The following is a 17,084-nucleotide window of genomic DNA, read 5'->3' as shown; positions in this document are numbered from 1 at the left end:
TCGTGACGAGTACTCGATGGCTCCCAGTCGGAACTGACGGGGTGCTCAGCGGCGCTCGGCATGCCCTGAGGGGCTCCGCCGGGCCGCTCGGCTGCGTCCTCCGTATCGCGCCACCACGCCGTCTCTCGGCGACTCCACCGCAGTTGTCGAGTTATGCTCGCGCCTCGTGTCACTTACCCGACTTTTCTTCATTGACTACGCCCCCCGTCCGAGCGCCCTGACGCTTCGGACCTCGCTCGATCGGATCCGGTCCGGCGACCCCTCGCTTCCCGCCCGTGCGCGCGCGCACGCACGGCAGGCGCCGCTCGCCGGACACCCGGACACGGCGGCCGGAAATGCCTCTGCGACGAGCGTCGCCGCATATCTGCCCTCCCCGGCAGTGGTGGGTGCACCGTCCAGATCCTCGCGACGTTTCGCGACACTCTCTCGACTCCCTGTCCCCGGGTCGCGGGGCGCCACCCGCCTCTCCGAGGGGGTGCGGTGATGGGTCGGCACGCTGAGGCACTCACCACCCCTGTCCGCACCGCGAGTCCCGCTCCGGCTCGGACAACCCCGACGACCCGCTCGGGAGGACAAGCCTCCTCCCGGCCGATCGCCACAGCCCCCCGGCAGCGCCCTGGCGGCCGGCCCGGACGCGGGAGGGCCGGCCGGCCCGGTCGCACCGAGGTCGTCGACGAGGCGCAGAAGCGGCACGAGCGGACCCTGCTGCTGTTCCTCACGGTGCTGCTGGCGCTGAGTGTCGTGCAGTTCTACACGGTCGGTCCGGTCACGGCGCCCGTCGGCTGGAGCCTCCTGTTCCTCCCGTACCTCGTGACGCGGATGCGCGGCACCCACGTCGACCGCTTCGTCGTCCTGGCCCTGCTCATCTTCGGCGCCACCCTCTTCGCCGTCTCCTACTCCCGCACGCCCTCGGTGGGACTGCGCGAGCTCGTCTCGACCATCTCGTTCCTCTCGCCCTATCTGGCCGTCCGGCAGCTCGGTCCGAGCGCCTGGAGGGTCGTCGGCAGGGCGCTTGTCTGGTCCGCTCCGGTCTTCCTCCTCCAGGTCGTCCTGACGATCGTCTTCCAGGTGGACCCCGTGCAGGAGGCGGCCTATCTCCGCTGGCCGAACGCCGTCCTGTTCTCGGACATCTACGTGCGCGACATCTTCACCACGTCGTTCAACAACGTGCTCCAGGAGAAGTCGGGCGGATTCTTCCTCAACGGCAACATCGCGTCGATGTACATGGCGACCACGGCGGCGCTCTACTTCGCCGCCTGGCGGAAGCAGCGCGGCAAGGTGCTCTTCCTCACGGCCGTCGCCGGACTCGCCGGATCCCTCTTCACCCTGTCCAAGACAGCGATCGTCCTGGCGATCGTGCTGCCCGTCGTGGTCGCGGCCATCCGGGGCCTCAAGGGCAGAAGCCTGGGTCCTGTGGCCTGGATGATCGCCATCCCCTCGAGCATCGCGGCCATCTACAGCGTGGCGGTCTTCTTCCCCCAGCTCGCGAACGCGGGTCTGCTGACCCTCGGCGCGCGTGGCGACTTCATGCGCCTCGCGGCCAGCGCCTTCCCGGAGCACTGGCTCCTCGGTCTCGGCTACGGCGGCTGGGAGGACCTGTGGCTGGCGCGGGCGTCCGAGTTCACACAGCACAGCGAGCCCCGACCACCCCACAACCTGCTGATCAGTGCGTGGTCGAACGGTGGTCTCCTGATCGCTCTGCCCGTCCTGGCGTTCCTCCTCGCCGCGACCGTCGGAGTCCTGCGCCTGCTGCTGCGGGTCGCCAAGACCGAGGCCGTCCTGGTCGGGGCGCTGGCGGTGGGGATCCTCTGGACCTTCCTACACGGCATGGCGGACAACACCAACTGGTTCGGCGACCAGCACTCCCTCGCCGCGCTCGCGATCACCGTCGCTCTCGTGTCGGGGATGCTGGCGGAGCAGAGGGACGTGCCGGTGGCACGGGTCGTCACGCCGCCGCGCGACCTCCGCGGGGCGTCGCGCCCGGGCGGTCGCGGGAGGCCTGCGACACCGCGCGCACGGCGCTGAGACGCCGGGGCGCGCCGTCGGCGGTCCGACACCGACGGCGCGCCGGTATCATCGGCTTGTTATGGCACGCATCTACGACTGCTCCGTCGACACGGACCTCCTGACCGGCACCCGTCTCGCGCGGACGGCCATCGGCCGCGGCGAGCTCGTCGTGATCCCCACCGACACCGTCTACGGCGTCGCGGCCAACGCGTTCGACGCCTCCGCGGTGCAGCGCCTGCTCGACGCGAAGGGACGGACGCGGCAGTCGCCGCCGCCCGTTCTCATCGGCGACGTGGCGGCGCTCGACGCTCTGGCCGAGAACGTGCCCGACGCCGTGCGGGATCTTGCACGCGCGTTCTGGCCGGGCGGGCTGACCATCGTCCTGCACGCACAGCCCTCGCTCGTCTGGGACCTGGGCGAGACCCGCGGCACCGTCGCCCTGCGGATGCCCGACAATCCGGTGACCATCGAGCTCCTCGCCGAGACCGGTCCGCTCGCCGTCTCCTCGGCCAACCGCACGGGGCAGCCCTCGGCCGCCACCGCGCAGGAGGCTTTCGAGCAGCTCGGCGAATCCGTCGACGTGTATCTCGACGGCGGGTCCGCCGGTTCGCGCTACAGCGAGCGGCCGGCGGGTGCGAGCGAGTCCTCGACGATCGTCGATGCGACCGCGCTCAGCTTCGAGGGCGGCGTCCTGCGCATCCTGCGCCAGGGTGTCGTCTCGCCCCAGCAGATCCGCGAGGTCGTCGGAGACCTGCTCCCCGACGCGGACGCCGTCCCGTCCGCGCCGGTGGAGGACGCGGTCCCGTCCGGGTCCGACGAGGAGGCGCCGACTCCCGAGCAGCCCGTCGGCGCCCGCCCCGACTGGGCGTCCGGCGCCCGTCTGGAGGACGACGAGTCGCCCGACGGCACCACGCGCACCGACCCTGCTCCGGGTGAGTAGCGCGTGATCACCTTCGCCCTCGTCTCGCTCGCCGTCGCGATCGTGACCGGCGCGCTCTCGTGGGTCATCTGGAAGCTGAGCCTGAAGTATCGGCTCTACCCCCAAATCCGGGTGCGCGACATGCACACCCGGCCGACGCCCCGCCTCGGCGGGATCGCGATGTTCCTCGGGATCCTGGTCGGGTTCGGCATCGCCTCGCAGCTGCCCTACTTCCGCCTGGTCTTCGCGAATCCGGAGCCGATCCTCGCGATCCTCGGGGCGAGCCTCCTGATCGTGCTCATCGGGGTGGCCGACGACATCTGGGACCTCGACTGGACGACGAAGCTCGCCGGCCAGATGATCGCTGCCGGTCTGATCGCCTGGAAGGGCGTCCAGATCGTCTCGCTCCCCATCAGCGGGCTCACCGTCGGCTCGCCCTGGATGTCGTTGATCATCACCGTCCTGGCGATCGTCCTCGTCACCAACGCGCTGAACTTCATCGACGGGTTGGACGGACTCGTGGCCGGCGTCGCACTGATCGCCAACGGCGTCTTCTTCCTCTACAGCTACCTGCTCGTGCAGCAGACTTCGCCCACCGACTACTTCAACCTCGCCTCGCTGATCGCCGTCGTGCTGGTCGGAGCCTGCGCGGGCTTCCTTCCGATCAACTGGCGCCCGGCCAAGATGTTCATGGGCGACGGGGGAGCGCTCCTCGTCGGCATGCTGATGGCGACCTCGGCGATCGCGGTCACCGGCCAGATCGACCCGGCTCAGCTTGCGGCCAAGGAGCTGCTACCCGCGTTCATCCCGATCATCCTCCCCTTCGCGATCCTCGTCGTGCCCCTGATGGACTTCGGACTCGCGGTGATCCGCCGTCTGCGGGCAGGCAAGTCGCCCTTCAGCGCCGACCGCAAGCACCTGCACCACCGCCTACTCGACATGGGCCACTCGCACCTGCACGCGGTGCTGATCTTCTACGCCTGGACCGCGGTCGTCGCGTTCAGCTGCCTCCTGATGTTCGTCGTCGACGTGCTGTGGGTGCCGCTCGTCTTCCTCGGCGTCGGACTCCTGGTCTGCACCGTCGTCACGCTCGCGCCCCTCAGCCGCCGGAAGCGGCTCGAGGCGGCCGCGCAGTCGGCCGAGGCCTCGCCCGTACTCGACCCCCTCGACCGCGCGTCCTCGACGGAGCCGCTCCGTCCGCCGGCCGGACTCCCGGCCGATCGGGACACGACAGCGTCACCCGTGGCGCGGAAGGAAGCATCATGACCGAAGCCTCCCCGGCCTCCCCTCGCCCGCAGCCCGCCTCGGTCCCCGTGCTGCGCCGGACGATCGCCGTGGGTGGGTTCTTCGTGCTCGCCCTCGCGATCCTCGGCACGGTGGTCGGCGGCATCACCGCCGGGGGAGAGGGCGCGATCGGCGCTCTGCTCGGCGCGATCGTCGGCGGGGTGATGGTGCTGCTCACCGCGGCCAGCATCCTCGTCGCGAACCGGCTCGACATCGGCGGCTTCTTCGCCGTCGTGCTCGGCACCTGGCTCGCGAAGTTCGTCCTGTTCGTCATCGCGGCGCTGGTGCTGCGCGACCAGCCGTGGCTGAACAGCACGGCGATGTTCGTCACGATCATCGTCGCCGTGCTCGGCTCGCTGGTGATCGACGTCCTCGTCGTCTCGCGCTCGCGCGTGGCGAACGTGAGCGACATCGCCCGGTGAGGATGCGCCGAACGGTTCCTGAGAGGACCACGATTCGGCTCCCAGGCCGTTCTGTTGCTACAGTAGGAGCGAATCCCGCAGGCGAACGTGTCCTCAGATCGTCTCACCGTTGATGTCGATCGTCGAGCACGAGCGCCGTTCGAGCGGAAATAACCCCACCTTTCGTCGTCGCGAGAGCGTTGTGTCCGAATGATTCGATTCGGTCGGCTGCAACGTGCCACGCCCCGAATTCCAGGAGCTAGCGCTGTTTGCTAACGCTGTGAACCTGTTGGTCTCGACCTCGACCGGTGAGAGTGACTTCCACACCCCGTCGATCTCCGAGTTCTTCCCGCCCGGTTTCCTCTTCGAGGGAACCCCTTTCGAGATCAACCGCGTCATGCTGGTCCGCTTCATCGCGGTCATCGCACTGATGCTGTTCTTCTGGCTCGGGACGCGCAAGCTGCGCCTCGTGCCCGGACGCTTCCAGAGCGTCGTCGAGATGGCCTTCGACTTCGTGCGCGTCACGATCGCCAAGGACATCCTCGGCGAGAAGGACGCCCGCCGGTTCCTGCCGATCCTCGTGACGATCTTCTTCGCGATCATCTCGATGAACCTGACCGGCATCGTCCCGTTCCTGAACATCGCGGGCACCTCGGTCGTCGGCATGCCGCTCTTCCTCGGTCTCGTCGCCTACGTGACGTTCATCTACGCCGGCATCAAGGACCGCGGGATGGGCTTCTTCAAGAACGCGCTGTTCCCGCCCGGGGCACCGTTCCTCATCTACTTCATCCTCACGCCGATCGAGCTCCTGCAGACGTTCATCATCCGTCCGCTCTCGCTCGCCCTGCGGCTCGTGATGAACATGATCGTCGGGCACCTCCTCCTGGTGCTCTGCTTCTCGGCCACGCAGTTCTTCCTCTTCAGCTCCCAGGTCGACCCGGGCTTCAAGCTCTTCGGCGTCGTGACCTTCGCCTTCGGAGGCGCGTTCACGCTCTTCGAGCTCCTCGTCGCCGTCCTCCAGGCGTACATCTTCACCCTCCTCGCTGCGGTCTACATCCAGTTGGCCGTCGCCGAGGAGCACTGACCCCACTACTCACGGGCTCCCGCCCGTTCTCACGATCACCCCACTGAAAGGACCCACTCGTGGACTCAGTCACCGTTCTCGCCGAACTCACCGGCAACATCGCGACGGTCGGTTACGGCCTCGCAGCGATCGGCCCCGGCATCGGTGTCGGCATCGTCGCGGGCAAGACCGTCGAGGCCATGGCGCGCCAGCCCGAGATGGCAGGCCGCCTCCAGACCACGATGTTCCTCGGCATCGCGTTCACCGAGGTGCTCGCGCTCATCGGTCTCGCCACCTACTTCATCTTCGCGGCGTAGTCGTGTTCAGCACCGCTGTGAACATCGCTGCGGGAGAAGGTGACGTCCCCGAGGTCATTCTGATCCCGGAGTTCTACGACTTCTTCTGGTCGGGGGTGATCTTCCTCGTCCTGCTCTTCTTCTTCTGGAAGCTGGTCCTGCCTCGCCTGCAGAAGCTGCTCGATGCGCGGGCGGCGGCGATCGAAGGGAACATCGCCAAGGCCGACGAGGCCCAGCGTCAGGCTGAAGCCGCTCTCGAGAAGTACACCGCTCAGCTTGCCGAGGCCCGCGCCGAGGCGGGAGTGATCCGCGAGAAGGCGAACGCCGACGGTAACGCGATCGTGGCGGCGAAGAAGGAGCAGGCGCAGGCCGAGGCCGAGCGCATCCTGCACAACGCGCATGCCCAGATCGAGGCGGACCGTCAGGCCGCTGTGGTCTCGCTCCGCTCCGAAGTCGGAACCCTCGCCATCGACCTCGCCTCCGGCGTGATCGGCGAGAGCCTCAACGACGACGCGAAGGCGGCCGCGATCGTGGACCGCTTCCTCGCCGACCTCGAGGCCTCGGAGAAGGCGAGCAGCTGATGGGCAGCGCGTCCAGGCAGGCACTCGTATCGGCGAAGGCGGAACTCTCCGCCCTCGGTGGTCAGGGGTCCCTCGACACCGCCCAGCAGCTCTTCGAAGCGGCTCGGGTCATCGACGGCCAGGCGCAGCTGCGCTCCGCCCTCGCCGATCCGAGCGCCGATTCGAGCAGCAAGCAGGCTCTCGTCGCGCGCGTGTTCGGTCCTTTCGGCGAGCCGGCCAAGCGCCTGCTCACCGTGATCGTCGGCCACCGCTGGTCGAGCTCGAGCGACCTGGTCGCCGGCGTCGAGGAGGTCGGGGTCCGCGCGATCGCGGCATCCGCTCCTGCGGGTGCGTCGATCGAGACCGAGCTCCACGCGTTCGGCGCGGTCGTCGCCTCCGACGCCCAACTCGAGCTCGCGCTCGGCAGCAAGCTCGCCGCGGCCGAGTCGAAGGTCGCGCTCGTGCAGCGCCTCCTCGAGGGCAAGGCCTCGGCTGAGACGCTGGCGATCCTCCGGCAGCTGATCGCGCACCCGCGCGGTCGCCGCATCCCGGAACTCGTCCGCTTCGCCGCCGGAGTGGTCGCCGACCAGGGCGGATTCACCCTCGCCACGGTCTCGGTCGCCGCGCCGATCGCCCCCGAACAGCTCGATCGGCTCCGCTCGGCGCTCACGCGCCAGCACGGCCGCCCGGTCTCCGTCAACGTCGTGGTCGACCCCGCCCTCCTGGGCGGAATGCGCCTGCACGTCGGCGACGAGGTCATCGACGGCACCGTCTCCGCACGGCTGTCCGACCTGAAGCTCCAGCTCGCGTCCTGACGGGCGCACGTATCCTCAGAGGGCACCGCTCTCGACCCCCGCACCATCCAGGTCAGGCCCCGACGACCTCTTCGGCTCGCACGGACCCAACGAATAGGAATTCCCATGGCAGATATCACCATCAGCCCGGATGAGATCCGCGACGCGCTGAAGGACTTCGTCTCGTCGTACGAGCCGGGCAAGGCCTCCACCACCGAGGTCGGCTACGTCATCGACGCCGCCGACGGCATCGCCCACGTCGAGGGACTCCCCGGCGTCATGGCCAACGAGCTCATCCGCTTCTCGAACGGCGTCCTGGGCCTCGCCCAGAACCTCGACGAGAACGAGATCGGCGTCGTGGTGCTCGGCGAGTTCTCCGGCATCGAGGAGGGCATGGAGGTGACCCGCACGGGCGAGGTCCTCTCCGTCCCCGTCGGCGACGGCTACCTCGGTCGTGTCGTCGACCCGCTCGGCAACCCGATCGACGGTCTGGGCGACATCGCCTCCGAGGGCCGTCGTGCTCTCGAGCTCCAGGCGCCCGGCGTCATGTCGCGCAAGTCGGTCCACGAGCCGCTGCAGACCGGCATCAAGGCCATCGACGCGATGATCCCGGTCGGCCGCGGCCAGCGCCAGCTCATCATCGGCGACCGCCAGACCGGCAAAACCGCCATCGCGATCGACACGATCATCAACCAGAAGGCCAACTGGGAGTCGGGCGACACGAACAAGCAGGTCCGCTGCATCTACGTCGCCATCGGCCAGAAGGGCTCGACCATCGCCTCGGTGAAGGGCGCGCTCGAGGACGCCGGAGCGATGGAGTACACGACGATCGTCGCGTCCCCCGCCTCCGACCCCGCCGGCTTCAAGTACCTCGCGCCCTACACCGGCTCGGCCATCGGCCAGCACTGGATGTACGGCGGCAAGCACGTCCTCATCATCTTCGACGACCTGTCGAAGCAGGCCGAGGCCTATCGTGCGGTCTCGCTCCTCCTGCGTCGTCCGCCGGGGCGCGAGGCCTACCCGGGCGACGTCTTCTACCTGCACTCCCGTCTGCTGGAGCGTTGCGCCAAGCTGTCCGACGAGCTGGGCGCCGGATCGATGACGGGTCTCCCGATCATCGAGACCAAGGCGAACGACGTCTCGGCCTACATCCCGACCAACGTGATTTCGATCACCGACGGCCAGATCTTCCTCCAGTCGGATCTCTTCAACGCCAACCAGCGTCCTGCGGTCGACGTGGGCATCTCGGTCTCCCGAGTCGGCGGTGACGCGCAGGTCAAGTCGATCAAGAAGGTCTCCGGCACGCTCAAGCTCGAGCTGGCGCAGTACCGCTCGCTCGAGGCGTTCGCGATGTTCGCCTCCGACCTCGACGCCGCCTCGCGTCGTCAGCTGGCCCGTGGCGCGCGCCTCACCGAGCTGCTCAAGCAGCCGCAGTACTCGCCGTACCCCGTCGAGGAGCAGGTCGTCTCGATCTGGGCCGGCACGAACGGCAAGCTCGACGAGGTCCCCGTGCCCGACGTGCTGCGCTTCGAGCGTGAGCTCCTCGACTACCTGGGCCGTAACACCCAGGTCCTCAGCACGCTCCGCGAGACCAACGTCCTCTCCGACGACACCGTCGCTGAGCTCACCCGCGCCGTCGACGGCTTCAAGCTCGAGTTCCAGACGGGCGAGGGCAAGCCGCTCGCCTCCGCCGGGCGCGAGGAGCACCAGGCGATCGCGGCTGACGAGGTCGGCCAGGAGAAGATCGTGAAGGGCCGTCGCTGACCAGCGGCACCCGACGATTCGCCACTTTTAGGACAACAGGAGACACATGGGAGCGCAACTCCGGGTCTACCGGTCGAAGATCCGTTCGGCCCAGACGACCAAGAAGATCACTCGGGCCATGGAGCTGATCTCGGCCTCGCGCATCCAGAAGGCGCAGAACCGCGTCGCAGCCGCGGCGCCGTACTCGAACGCGATCACGCGGGCCGTGTCCGCCGTCGCGACCTACTCGAACGTCGAGCACCCGCTCACGACCGAGCGCGAGAAGCTGGACACAGTCGCGATCGTCATCTTCACCTCCGACCGCGGCCTCGCCGGCGCGTTCTCGTCGAGCGTGCTCAAAGAGGCCGAGGAGCTGGCTGCGCTGCTGCGCAGCGAGGGCAAGGAGGTCCTCTTCTACCTGGTCGGCCGCAAGGCCAACGCCTACTTCTCCTTCCGCAAGCGTCCGAGTGTGCGCGTCTGGACGGGCGGTACCGATCAGCCCGTCTTCGAGACCGCGAAGGAGATCGCCGATGCGGTCGTCGAGTCCTACAACCTCGATGACGAGGAGGGCGGCGTGGACGAGATCCACCTCGTCTACAACCGTTTCGTCAGCATGGTGACTCAGCAGCCGACCGTGGTGCGCCTCCTGCCGCTCGAGGTCGTCGAGGGCGCCGATGAGCAGAACAGCGAGCTCTACCCGCTGTACGAGTTCGAGCCCGATCCCGAGACGGTCCTCGACCGCCTCCTGCCCGTGTACGTCGAGAGCCGCATCTTCAACGCGATGCTGCAGTCGGCGGCCTCGGAGCATGCGGCGCGCCAGAAGGCGATGAAGTCGGCGAGCGACAACGCGGACACGCTGATCAAGACCTACACGCGTCTGGCCAACAACGCGCGCCAGACCGAGATCACGCAGCAGATCGCCGAGATCGTCGGCGGCGCCGACGCCCTGTCGTCCTCCAAGTAGAGGGCCCAGCTCCCCACACAGTTTCGACTCCGCCCTCCCGGTGCGGTGAGACCACAGAAGGAAGAAGCAATGACACTGACCGCACCTGAGGCGGCGACCGGAACGTCGGGCGGGGCCATCGGCCGCATCGCTCGCGTCACCGGCCCCGTCGTTGACATCGAGTTCCCCCACGACGCGATCCCCGAGGTCTACAACGCGCTCTACACGCACGTCGAGGTCGAGGGCGTCTCGAGCAAGCTGACCTTCGAGGTCGCGCAGCACCTGGGCGACGACCTCGTCCGCGCCATCTCGCTGAACCCCACCGATGGTCTCGTCCGCGGCCAGGAGGTCCACGACACGGGCCTGCCCATCTCGGTGCCCGTCGGCGATGTGACCAAGGGCAAGGTCTTCAACGTGATCGGCGAGGTGCTCAACGCCGACGCCGACGGGAAGATCAACGGCGAGTCGTTCGAGATCACCGAGCGCTGGCCCATCCACCGCAAGCCGCCGCAGTTCGACCAGCTCGAGTCCAAGACCGAGCTGTTCGAGACCGGCATCAAGGTCATCGACCTCCTCACGCCGTACGTGCAGGGCGGCAAGATCGGCCTGTTCGGCGGCGCGGGCGTCGGCAAGACCGTCCTGATCCAGGAGATGATCCAGCGAGTCGCGCAGGACCACGGTGGAGTGTCGGTGTTCGCCGGAGTCGGCGAGCGTACCCGTGAGGGCAACGACCTCATCGCCGAGATGGAGGAGGCGGGCGTCTTCGACAAGACCGCCCTCGTCTTCGGCCAGATGGACGAGCCGCCGGGAACGCGTCTCCGCGTTGCCCTGTCGGCACTGACCATGGCGGAGTACTTCCGCGATGTGCAGAAGCAGGACGTGCTGCTCTTCATCGACAACATCTTCCGCTTCACCCAGGCCGGTTCGGAGGTGTCGACCCTTCTGGGCCGCATGCCCTCTGCGGTCGGCTACCAGCCGAACCTCGCCGACGAGATGGGCGTGCTCCAGGAGCGCATCACCTCGACGCGAGGACACTCGATCACCTCGCTGCAGGCGATCTACGTCCCCGCCGACGACTACACCGACCCGGCTCCGGCGACCACCTTCGCGCACCTCGACGCGACGACCGAGCTCTCGCGCGAGATCGCGTCGAAGGGCCTCTACCCGGCCGTCGACCCGCTGACGTCGACGTCGCGCATCCTCGACCCCCGCTACCTGGGCGCCGACCACTACCGCGTGGCGACGAACGTGAAGCAGATCCTGCAGAAGAACAAGGAGCTGCAGGAGATCATCGCGATCCTCGGTGTCGACGAGCTCTCCGAGGAGGACAAGATCACGGTGTCGCGTGCGCGCCGGATCCAGCAGTTCCTCTCGCAGAACACCTACATGGCCAAGAAGTTCACCGGCGTCGAGGGCTCCACGGTTCCGCTCAAGGAGACGATCGAGTCGTTCGATGCGATCACCAAGGGTGAGTTCGATCACGTGGCCGAGCAGGCGTTCTTCAACGTCGGCGCGATCACCGACGTCGAGGAGAAGTGGGCCCAGATCCAGAAGGAGAACGGCTGATCATGGCCGGGACCCTGAAGGTCAGCGTCGTCTCCGCCAACGCCGAGGTATGGTCGGGAGAGGCGAAGCAGCTCACGGCCCGCACCGTCGAGGGCGAGATCGGCATCCTGGCCGGCCACGAGCCGATGCTCGCGATCCTCGCCACGGGCGAGGTACGGGTCACGGCCCTCGACGGCACGCGGCTCACCGCTCAGGCCGATGACGGTTTCCTCTCGGTCGAGAACGACGTCGTGACGGTCGTCGCCCGCGAGGCGGCGCTCATCTGACGCACCGCCGCTGAGAGCGGCACCGGGAGGGGCCGGGTGATCATCGCGATCGCCCGGCCCCTCCGTCGTGCCCTGCCCGAACCGTCGATCAGCTCGAAGGAGACCCGTGCACATCCTGCTTCCACCGTCGGAGACCAAGCGCGAGGGCGGCAACCTGCCGTTCGTTCTCGAGGCGCTCGCGTTCCCGGAGCTCCTCGAGAAGCGCCGTGCGCTGAGGGATGCCCTGATCGAGCTGTCCGCCGACCGTGAGTCGTCAGCACGGGCGCTGAAGCTGGGCCCGCGACAGCTCGACGAAATCGACCGGAACGCTGCTCTCGCGTCGGCACCGGCTCTGCCGGCCGTGGACCGCTTCGACGGTGTCCTCTTCGACGCGCTCGACGCGGCGAGCCTGCCGCCGGCCGCTCGAGAGGTGCTGGGCCGGAGCGTGATCGTCCAGTCCGCCCTGTGGGGGCCGGTCGGCGCGCTCGATGCCATCCCCGCCTATCGGCTCTCGCACGACTCCCGCGTGCCCGGGATGCCGCTGAAGCGGTGGTGGGCTGCGGAGGCAGGCCGGTCGTTGGCCTCGCTCGAGGGACTCGTTCTCGATCTGCGCAGCGAGGCCTACGCTGCTCTCGCCCCTCTGGGCGACGCGAACGAACGCTACTTCGTCCGTGTGCGCTCCAGGCACGCCGATGGCGGGCTGCGGTCCCTCAATCACCATAACAAGCAGGGCAAGGGGCGCTTCGTCCGAGCGCTGGCCGAGGACGGTGTCTCGACGGATTCGCTCGACGAGCTCGCGGCCTGGGCGGAGCAGCGGGGGTTCTCCCTGGCTCGGAACTCCGAGACGGGCGAACTCGATCTGGTCACTCCGGAGGGCTGAGTGTTCAGCTGCGGCGAGCGCACCCCGTGAGATGGTCGTCGACCAGTCCGGCGGACTGCATCAGCGCGTAGGCGGTCGTCGGGCCCACGAAGCGGAAACCCTCCTTCTTGAGCGCCCTGGCGAGCGAGGCGGAGGCCGGGGTGCTGGAGGGGATGTCGCCGGGGCGGACGAGGCGCTCCGGCTCCGTCGCCTCGTGGAACGACCAGACGAGACGGTCGAGCGCTCCGACGCCCTCCCGCTCGACGAGAGCCACGGTCGCTCGGGCGTTGTCACGCGCGGCGATGATCTTCGCGCGGTTGCGGATGATGCCGGTGTCCTCCATCAGACGATCGACGTCCTCTTCGCCCGACGCGGCGAGGCGCACGGGATCGAAACCCGCGAAGACGTCCCGGAAGCGCGGGCGCTTGCGCAGGATCGTCAGCCACGACAGACCCGACTGGAAGCCCTCGAGGCAGATCTTCTCGAGGAGCGGGCGATCGCCGTGCAGGGGAACGCCCCACTCCTCGTCGTGGTACCGGCGGTACTCGGGGTCGTCGCCGCTCCATGCGCAGCGGAGGACACCGTCCTCGCCCAGGAGGAGGCCGTCGTCGGTGGTCATCGGTGCGCGATACCCTCGTGCTCGAGCAGCCACGCCTTGGTCTCGATACCTTCACCGGCGCTGAAGCCGGTGATGCGGCCGTCGCTCGCCAGAACCCGGTGGCAGCCGACGATGATCGGCACCGGATTCGCCCCGACCGCGCCTCCGATGGGCCGGCCGGAGCGCAGCCTCCCCGTGGCGGTGCCGAGCGCCCCGTAGGACGTGATCTCGCCGAAACCGATCCCTTGGAGCTGCTGCCAGATCTCGAGCTGGAAGGGAGTGCCGCGCAGCGCCACCGGGAGGTCGAACGAGCGGCGGTCCCCGGCGAAGTACTCGCGCAGCTGCTCGACGGCGCGGTGCAGCACCGAGAGATCGGAGTCGGGGAGGTGCTCGTGCGGGAGCCGACCGCCCCGTTCGATGGCGAGCGAGACGATGGACTCGCCATCGCTGCCCACCTCGATGCGGCCGAGAGGGCTGGTCGTGCGTCGCACGTGCAGGGGAGTCGTTCTCATGCCTCGAGGGTATCGGCGCTGATGTGCCCGGACCGGCGGGAATCGGACACCGGTGCACAGGCTGCAGAGAGGACCGCCTGTGGAGGGAGCTGCGGCGGACCACGGCGACGGCGGTGCCGAGCGCAGTCGTGGAGAGGACCCCGTGCACGGTCGTCGCCGCGGCGTGCCCGGGGTGCCGGACGAACGCGGGCGGAGCCAGGATCATCGGGAAGCTGAGGGTGAGGGAGATTCCGACGGACCGCCCGATCACAGGGGCGTCGCCGACGTGCGCGCCCCGTGCGCATCGGCCGTGCTCAGAGCTCCCTCCACAGGAGGAAGTCTGCGCGATCCCTCCGACGAACGCGCGGTCCGCGGCCCACACCGGAGGTGAGCATCGGCAGGATCGGCGCATGACCTCACCACTTCCCGCTCACCCGTCCACCCTCGGTCCGCGCCGGCTCCCCGCCGCGCTCTCCGCCGTCGAGCTGCAGAGGCTCCTCTCCGCGGTTCCCTGTCCCGTCGAGCGCAGCCCGCGGGGGAGTCTCGTGCTCGTCCCGTTTCGGGCCGGTGAGCCCTCCGGCTCGCTCCGCTTCGCCGTCCCCGAGGCGGATCCGGGCCTCGTCGCCCGAGCCTGCCTCGGTGCGCTCGGGAGGTTCGGCCGCGTCGAGCAGGCCGTCGCGGTGGTGAGCCCCGGCGAAGCGGCACCGGATGCATGCGCGCGGCTGGTCGCCGCTCTCGAGGCGCGCGGTCGAGCTCTCCCGGGGCTGAGCCTGCAGGTCGCGGTGCTCGACGAGCGCGAGGCGGATCCCGCCGGGCAGGCCGTTGCGCTCCTGCCCGTGATCGACAGGGCCGAGTGCCTCGAGGTCGCCACCGTCGTCGATCGGCTCCTCGACCGGCATCCCGGCGCAGAGCTCCCGCGAGCGCTCCGCGCCAGCGTCGACGAGCTCGTGCGCCGATCAGCGGACGGCCCGCCCGGTGCCATCCGCCCCGCCTCCCTCGCTGCCCTCATCGTTTCGGTGCAGCGGGCGGAGGGCGCGGACCGCGTGCTTCTCCTCGGTCGCGCCGCCTGCACCCGGGCGCCTCTGACCGCGTTGCTCGCCAGGGCGTGCGCCTCCGCCCCCGGTACCGAGCGAGCAGCAGTGCTCGTGGTGCTCGCGCGTCTCCTGGCCGGCGAAGGGCGAGCCGAAGAGGCGAGGGAGCTCGCCGGCGAGGCGGTGCGTCTCGATCCGCACCACGTCGGCGCGCGACGCCTGTCTGCCGCGCTCCTCGAGGAGCGGCCGGGATGCGCCGCGTGACGGAGCGACCCGCTCTACAGCCTCGACCAGGCTTCGGTCAGCACTCCGCGGAGGATCTGCTCAATCTCGTCGAACTCCGAGGGGCCGATGGTCAGCGGAGGCGCGAGCTGCACCACCGGGTCCCCGCGGTCGTCAGCGCGACAGTAGAGCCCGGCATCGAAGAGCGCCTTGGAGAGGAAGCCGCGCAGGAGCCGCTCCGACTCGTCCTCGTCGAACGTCTCCTTCGTCGCCTTGTCCTTGACCAGCTCGATCCCGAAGAAGTAGCCGGCTCCCCGAACGTCGCCGACGATGGGCAGATCGAGCAGTTTCTCGAGCGTCGATCGGAAGAGGGGCGAGTTCTCGCGGACCCGTTCGTTCAGGCCCTCTTCCTCGAAGATGTCGAGGTTCTCGAGGGCGACCGCCGCCGAGACGGGGTGCCCGCCGAAGGTGTACCCGTGAGGGAACACCACCTGGCCGTGGCGGAAGGGCTCGTAGATCCGGTCGCTGACGATGGTCGCCCCGATGGGGGAGTAGCCGCTGGTCATGCCCTTCGCGCAGGTGATCATGTCCGGCACGTAGCCGTACTCGTCGCAGGCGAACATGTGGCCGATACGGCCGAAGGCGCAGATCACCTCGTCCGAGACGAGCAGGACGTCGTGCCTGTCGCAGATCTCGCGCACTCTTCGGAAGTACCCGGGCGGGGGCGGGAAGCAGCCCCCGGAGTTCTGCACCGGCTCCAGGAACACCGCGGCGACGGTGTCGGGGCCCTCGAACTCGATCATCTCCTCGATGCGATCGGCCGCCCAGAGCCCGAACGCCTCCAGATCGTCACCGTGCTGGGGCGCACGGTAGAAGTTGGTGTTCGGCACGCGGAAGCCGCCGGGCACCAGCGGCTCGAACATCGACTTCATGCCGGGGATTCCGGTGATCGCGAGCGCGCCGTGCGGGGTGCCGTGATAGGCGACGGACCGCGAGATCACCTTGTGCTTGCCTGGTTTCCCCTGCAGCTTCCAGTAGTGCTTCGCGAGCTTGAAGGCCGTCTCGACGGCTTCGCCGCCGCCGGTCGAGAAGAACACGCGGTTCAGGTCGCCAGGAGCGTGATCGGCGAGACGGTCGGCCAGCTCGATGGCCGAGGGAGTGGCGTACGACCACAGTGGGAAGAAGGAGAGCTCGGAGGCCTGCTTGGCGGCGGCTTCCGCAAGCCGACGGCGACCGTGGCCGGCATTCACGACGAAGAGGCCGGAGAGGCCGTCGAAGTACTTCCGTCCCGTGCTGTCCCAAATGTGGTGGCCCTCGCCGCGGGTGATGATCGGGACTCCCGCGCCCGAGTCCATCGTGGACTGGCGGGTGAAGTGCATCCACAGATGGTCCTTCGCCTTCTTCTGCAGGGCACTGTCGTCGATCCCTCCCGGTGCGTCGGCTCCGCGCACGGAGTCGCCCGACTCGAGGCCGGACGTCGAGAATGCTGTCTGAGTGGTCATCGGTTACCGCGTTCCCCAGTTGTAGAACTGCTTGTGGAGCTTGAGATAGACGAAGGTCTCGGTCGAGAGCACGCCCGCGAGCGAGCGGATCTCCTCGTTGAGCAGGGCGATCAGGTCGTCGTCGTTCTCGCAGACGACCTCGGCGAGGATGTCGAAGGAGCCGGCCGTCAACACGACGTAGTCGACCGCGGGGATCGAGGCGAGCCGGTCAGCGACCTCGCGGGTGTCTCCCGTGACGCGCACGCCGATCATCGCTTGGCGGTAGAAGCCGAGCTGCATCGGATCGGTGACTGCGACGATCTGCATGACGCCGGACTCCGTCAGCTTCTGCACCCGCTGCCGCACCGCGGCCTCACTCAGGCCGACCGCTTTACCTATCTCGGCGTACGAGCGCCGGCCATCGGCCTGCAGCTGCTCGATGATCGCCTTCGAGACCTCGTCGAGCTGGATCGGGCGCTGGGACGGAGGTCGGGGAGGGCTCATGCGGTGATTGTGGCAGTCAGCGAGTAGCCGGGCAAGTGAATCCGCAGGCCAGCCCCCACCGGACGGCGGAATCGGTG

The 17,084-nt window shown here is 68.7% G+C and carries 18 protein-coding genes; 14 read left to right on the top strand and 4 right to left on the bottom strand.

Features of this window, described 5'->3' with window-relative positions:
* Positions 1–480 precede the first annotated feature (480 nt).
* From GSU10_RS09535 to GSU10_RS09475, 13 genes are all read left to right on the top strand, one after another.
* Complete coding sequence (locus GSU10_RS09535; protein WP_132504115.1) at positions 481–2,025, top strand: O-antigen ligase family protein; 1,545 nt, start codon at positions 481–483, stop codon at positions 2,023–2,025.
* Between the two features lie 61 nt (positions 2,026–2,086).
* Positions 2,087–2,947 carry an L-threonylcarbamoyladenylate synthase gene (locus GSU10_RS09530; protein ID WP_082844964.1) on the top strand — a complete coding sequence of 287 codons (861 nt, stop codon included), beginning with the start codon at positions 2,087–2,089 and terminating at the stop codon, positions 2,945–2,947.
* A 3-nt stretch (positions 2,948–2,950) separates the two neighbouring features.
* Positions 2,951–4,192, top strand: a complete 1,242-nt coding sequence (locus tag GSU10_RS09525; protein ID WP_068208431.1) for an MraY family glycosyltransferase — start codon at positions 2,951–2,953, stop codon at positions 4,190–4,192.
* Positions 4,189–4,632, top strand: coding sequence for a Cg1360 family ATP-synthase-associated protein (locus GSU10_RS09520; RefSeq protein WP_068208428.1), 444 nt, complete (start codon positions 4,189–4,191; stop codon positions 4,630–4,632). The genes GSU10_RS09525 and GSU10_RS09520 overlap by 4 nt, the downstream gene beginning before the upstream one ends.
* Before the next feature lie 259 nt (positions 4,633–4,891).
* On the top strand, positions 4,892–5,695 hold the full coding sequence (atpB, locus tag GSU10_RS09515; RefSeq protein ID WP_068208426.1) for a F0F1 ATP synthase subunit A: 804 nt from the start codon (positions 4,892–4,894) through the stop codon (positions 5,693–5,695).
* A 59-nt stretch (positions 5,696–5,754) separates the two neighbouring features.
* On the top strand, positions 5,755–5,991 hold the full coding sequence (locus GSU10_RS09510) for an ATP synthase F0 subunit C (RefSeq protein WP_055794702.1): 237 nt from the start codon (positions 5,755–5,757) through the stop codon (positions 5,989–5,991).
* A gap of 2 nt (positions 5,992–5,993) precedes the next feature.
* On the top strand, positions 5,994–6,551 hold the full coding sequence (locus GSU10_RS09505) for a F0F1 ATP synthase subunit B (RefSeq protein WP_068208423.1): 558 nt from the start codon (positions 5,994–5,996) through the stop codon (positions 6,549–6,551).
* Positions 6,551–7,345, top strand: a complete 795-nt coding sequence (locus GSU10_RS09500; RefSeq protein ID WP_068208420.1) for a F0F1 ATP synthase subunit delta — start codon at positions 6,551–6,553, stop codon at positions 7,343–7,345. Before GSU10_RS09505 ends, GSU10_RS09500 begins: the two co-directional genes overlap by 1 nt.
* Positions 7,346–7,450: 105 nt before the next feature.
* A complete protein-coding gene (gene atpA, locus GSU10_RS09495; protein WP_068208417.1) occupies positions 7,451–9,088 on the top strand; it encodes a F0F1 ATP synthase subunit alpha in 1,638 nt (545 codons plus the stop codon).
* Between the two features lie 46 nt (positions 9,089–9,134).
* The gene (locus GSU10_RS09490; protein WP_068208415.1) at positions 9,135–10,031 is read left to right on the top strand and encodes a F0F1 ATP synthase subunit gamma; all 897 of its coding nucleotides are present in this window, start codon (positions 9,135–9,137) and stop codon (positions 10,029–10,031) included.
* A gap of 69 nt (positions 10,032–10,100) precedes the next feature.
* Positions 10,101–11,576, top strand: a complete 1,476-nt coding sequence (atpD, locus tag GSU10_RS09485; protein WP_068208411.1) for a F0F1 ATP synthase subunit beta — start codon at positions 10,101–10,103, stop codon at positions 11,574–11,576.
* A gap of 2 nt (positions 11,577–11,578) precedes the next feature.
* Positions 11,579–11,842 (top strand): F0F1 ATP synthase subunit epsilon, encoded by a 264-nt coding sequence (locus GSU10_RS09480; RefSeq protein WP_068208409.1) that lies wholly within the window; start codon positions 11,579–11,581, stop codon positions 11,840–11,842.
* A gap of 106 nt (positions 11,843–11,948) precedes the next feature.
* Positions 11,949–12,701 carry a YaaA family protein gene (locus GSU10_RS09475; protein ID WP_068208406.1) on the top strand — a complete coding sequence of 251 codons (753 nt, stop codon included), beginning with the start codon at positions 11,949–11,951 and terminating at the stop codon, positions 12,699–12,701.
* Positions 12,702–12,705: 4 nt separating this feature from the next.
* Here the strand turns inward: GSU10_RS09475 and GSU10_RS09470 are convergent, their stop codons facing one another.
* Positions 12,706–13,299 carry a DNA-3-methyladenine glycosylase I gene (locus GSU10_RS09470; protein ID WP_068208403.1) on the bottom strand — a complete coding sequence of 198 codons (594 nt, stop codon included), beginning with the start codon at positions 13,297–13,299 and terminating at the stop codon, positions 12,706–12,708.
* Complete coding sequence (locus GSU10_RS09465) at positions 13,296–13,790, bottom strand: methylated-DNA--[protein]-cysteine S-methyltransferase (RefSeq protein WP_068208400.1); 495 nt, start codon at positions 13,788–13,790, stop codon at positions 13,296–13,298. The genes GSU10_RS09470 and GSU10_RS09465 overlap by 4 nt, the downstream gene beginning before the upstream one ends.
* Positions 13,791–14,179: 389 nt before the next feature.
* Here GSU10_RS09465 and GSU10_RS09460 point away from each other — a divergent pair, with 389 nt between their 5' ends.
* Entirely contained in the window at positions 14,180–15,064 is an 885-nt protein-coding gene (locus GSU10_RS09460) for a hypothetical protein (protein WP_068208397.1), read from the top strand.
* A gap of 14 nt (positions 15,065–15,078) precedes the next feature.
* Here GSU10_RS09460 and GSU10_RS09455 read toward each other — a convergent pair whose 3' ends face one another.
* Both GSU10_RS09455 and GSU10_RS09450 read right to left on the bottom strand, forming a co-directional pair.
* A complete protein-coding gene (locus GSU10_RS09455; RefSeq protein WP_236713517.1) occupies positions 15,079–16,401 on the bottom strand; it encodes an aspartate aminotransferase family protein in 1,323 nt (440 codons plus the stop codon).
* Positions 16,402–16,527: 126 nt separating this feature from the next.
* The gene (locus GSU10_RS09450; RefSeq protein WP_068208394.1) at positions 16,528–17,007 is read right to left on the bottom strand and encodes an Lrp/AsnC family transcriptional regulator; all 480 of its coding nucleotides are present in this window, start codon (positions 17,005–17,007) and stop codon (positions 16,528–16,530) included.
* Positions 17,008–17,084 lie beyond the last annotated feature (77 nt).

Origin of the sequence: Rathayibacter tanaceti (assembly GCF_009834165.1) — a bacterium.
GTDB lineage: Bacteria > Actinomycetota > Actinomycetes > Actinomycetales > Microbacteriaceae > Rathayibacter > Rathayibacter tanaceti.
Note: the sequence above shows the minus strand (reverse complement) of the source record. Positions and strands in the feature narration are given on the sequence as shown.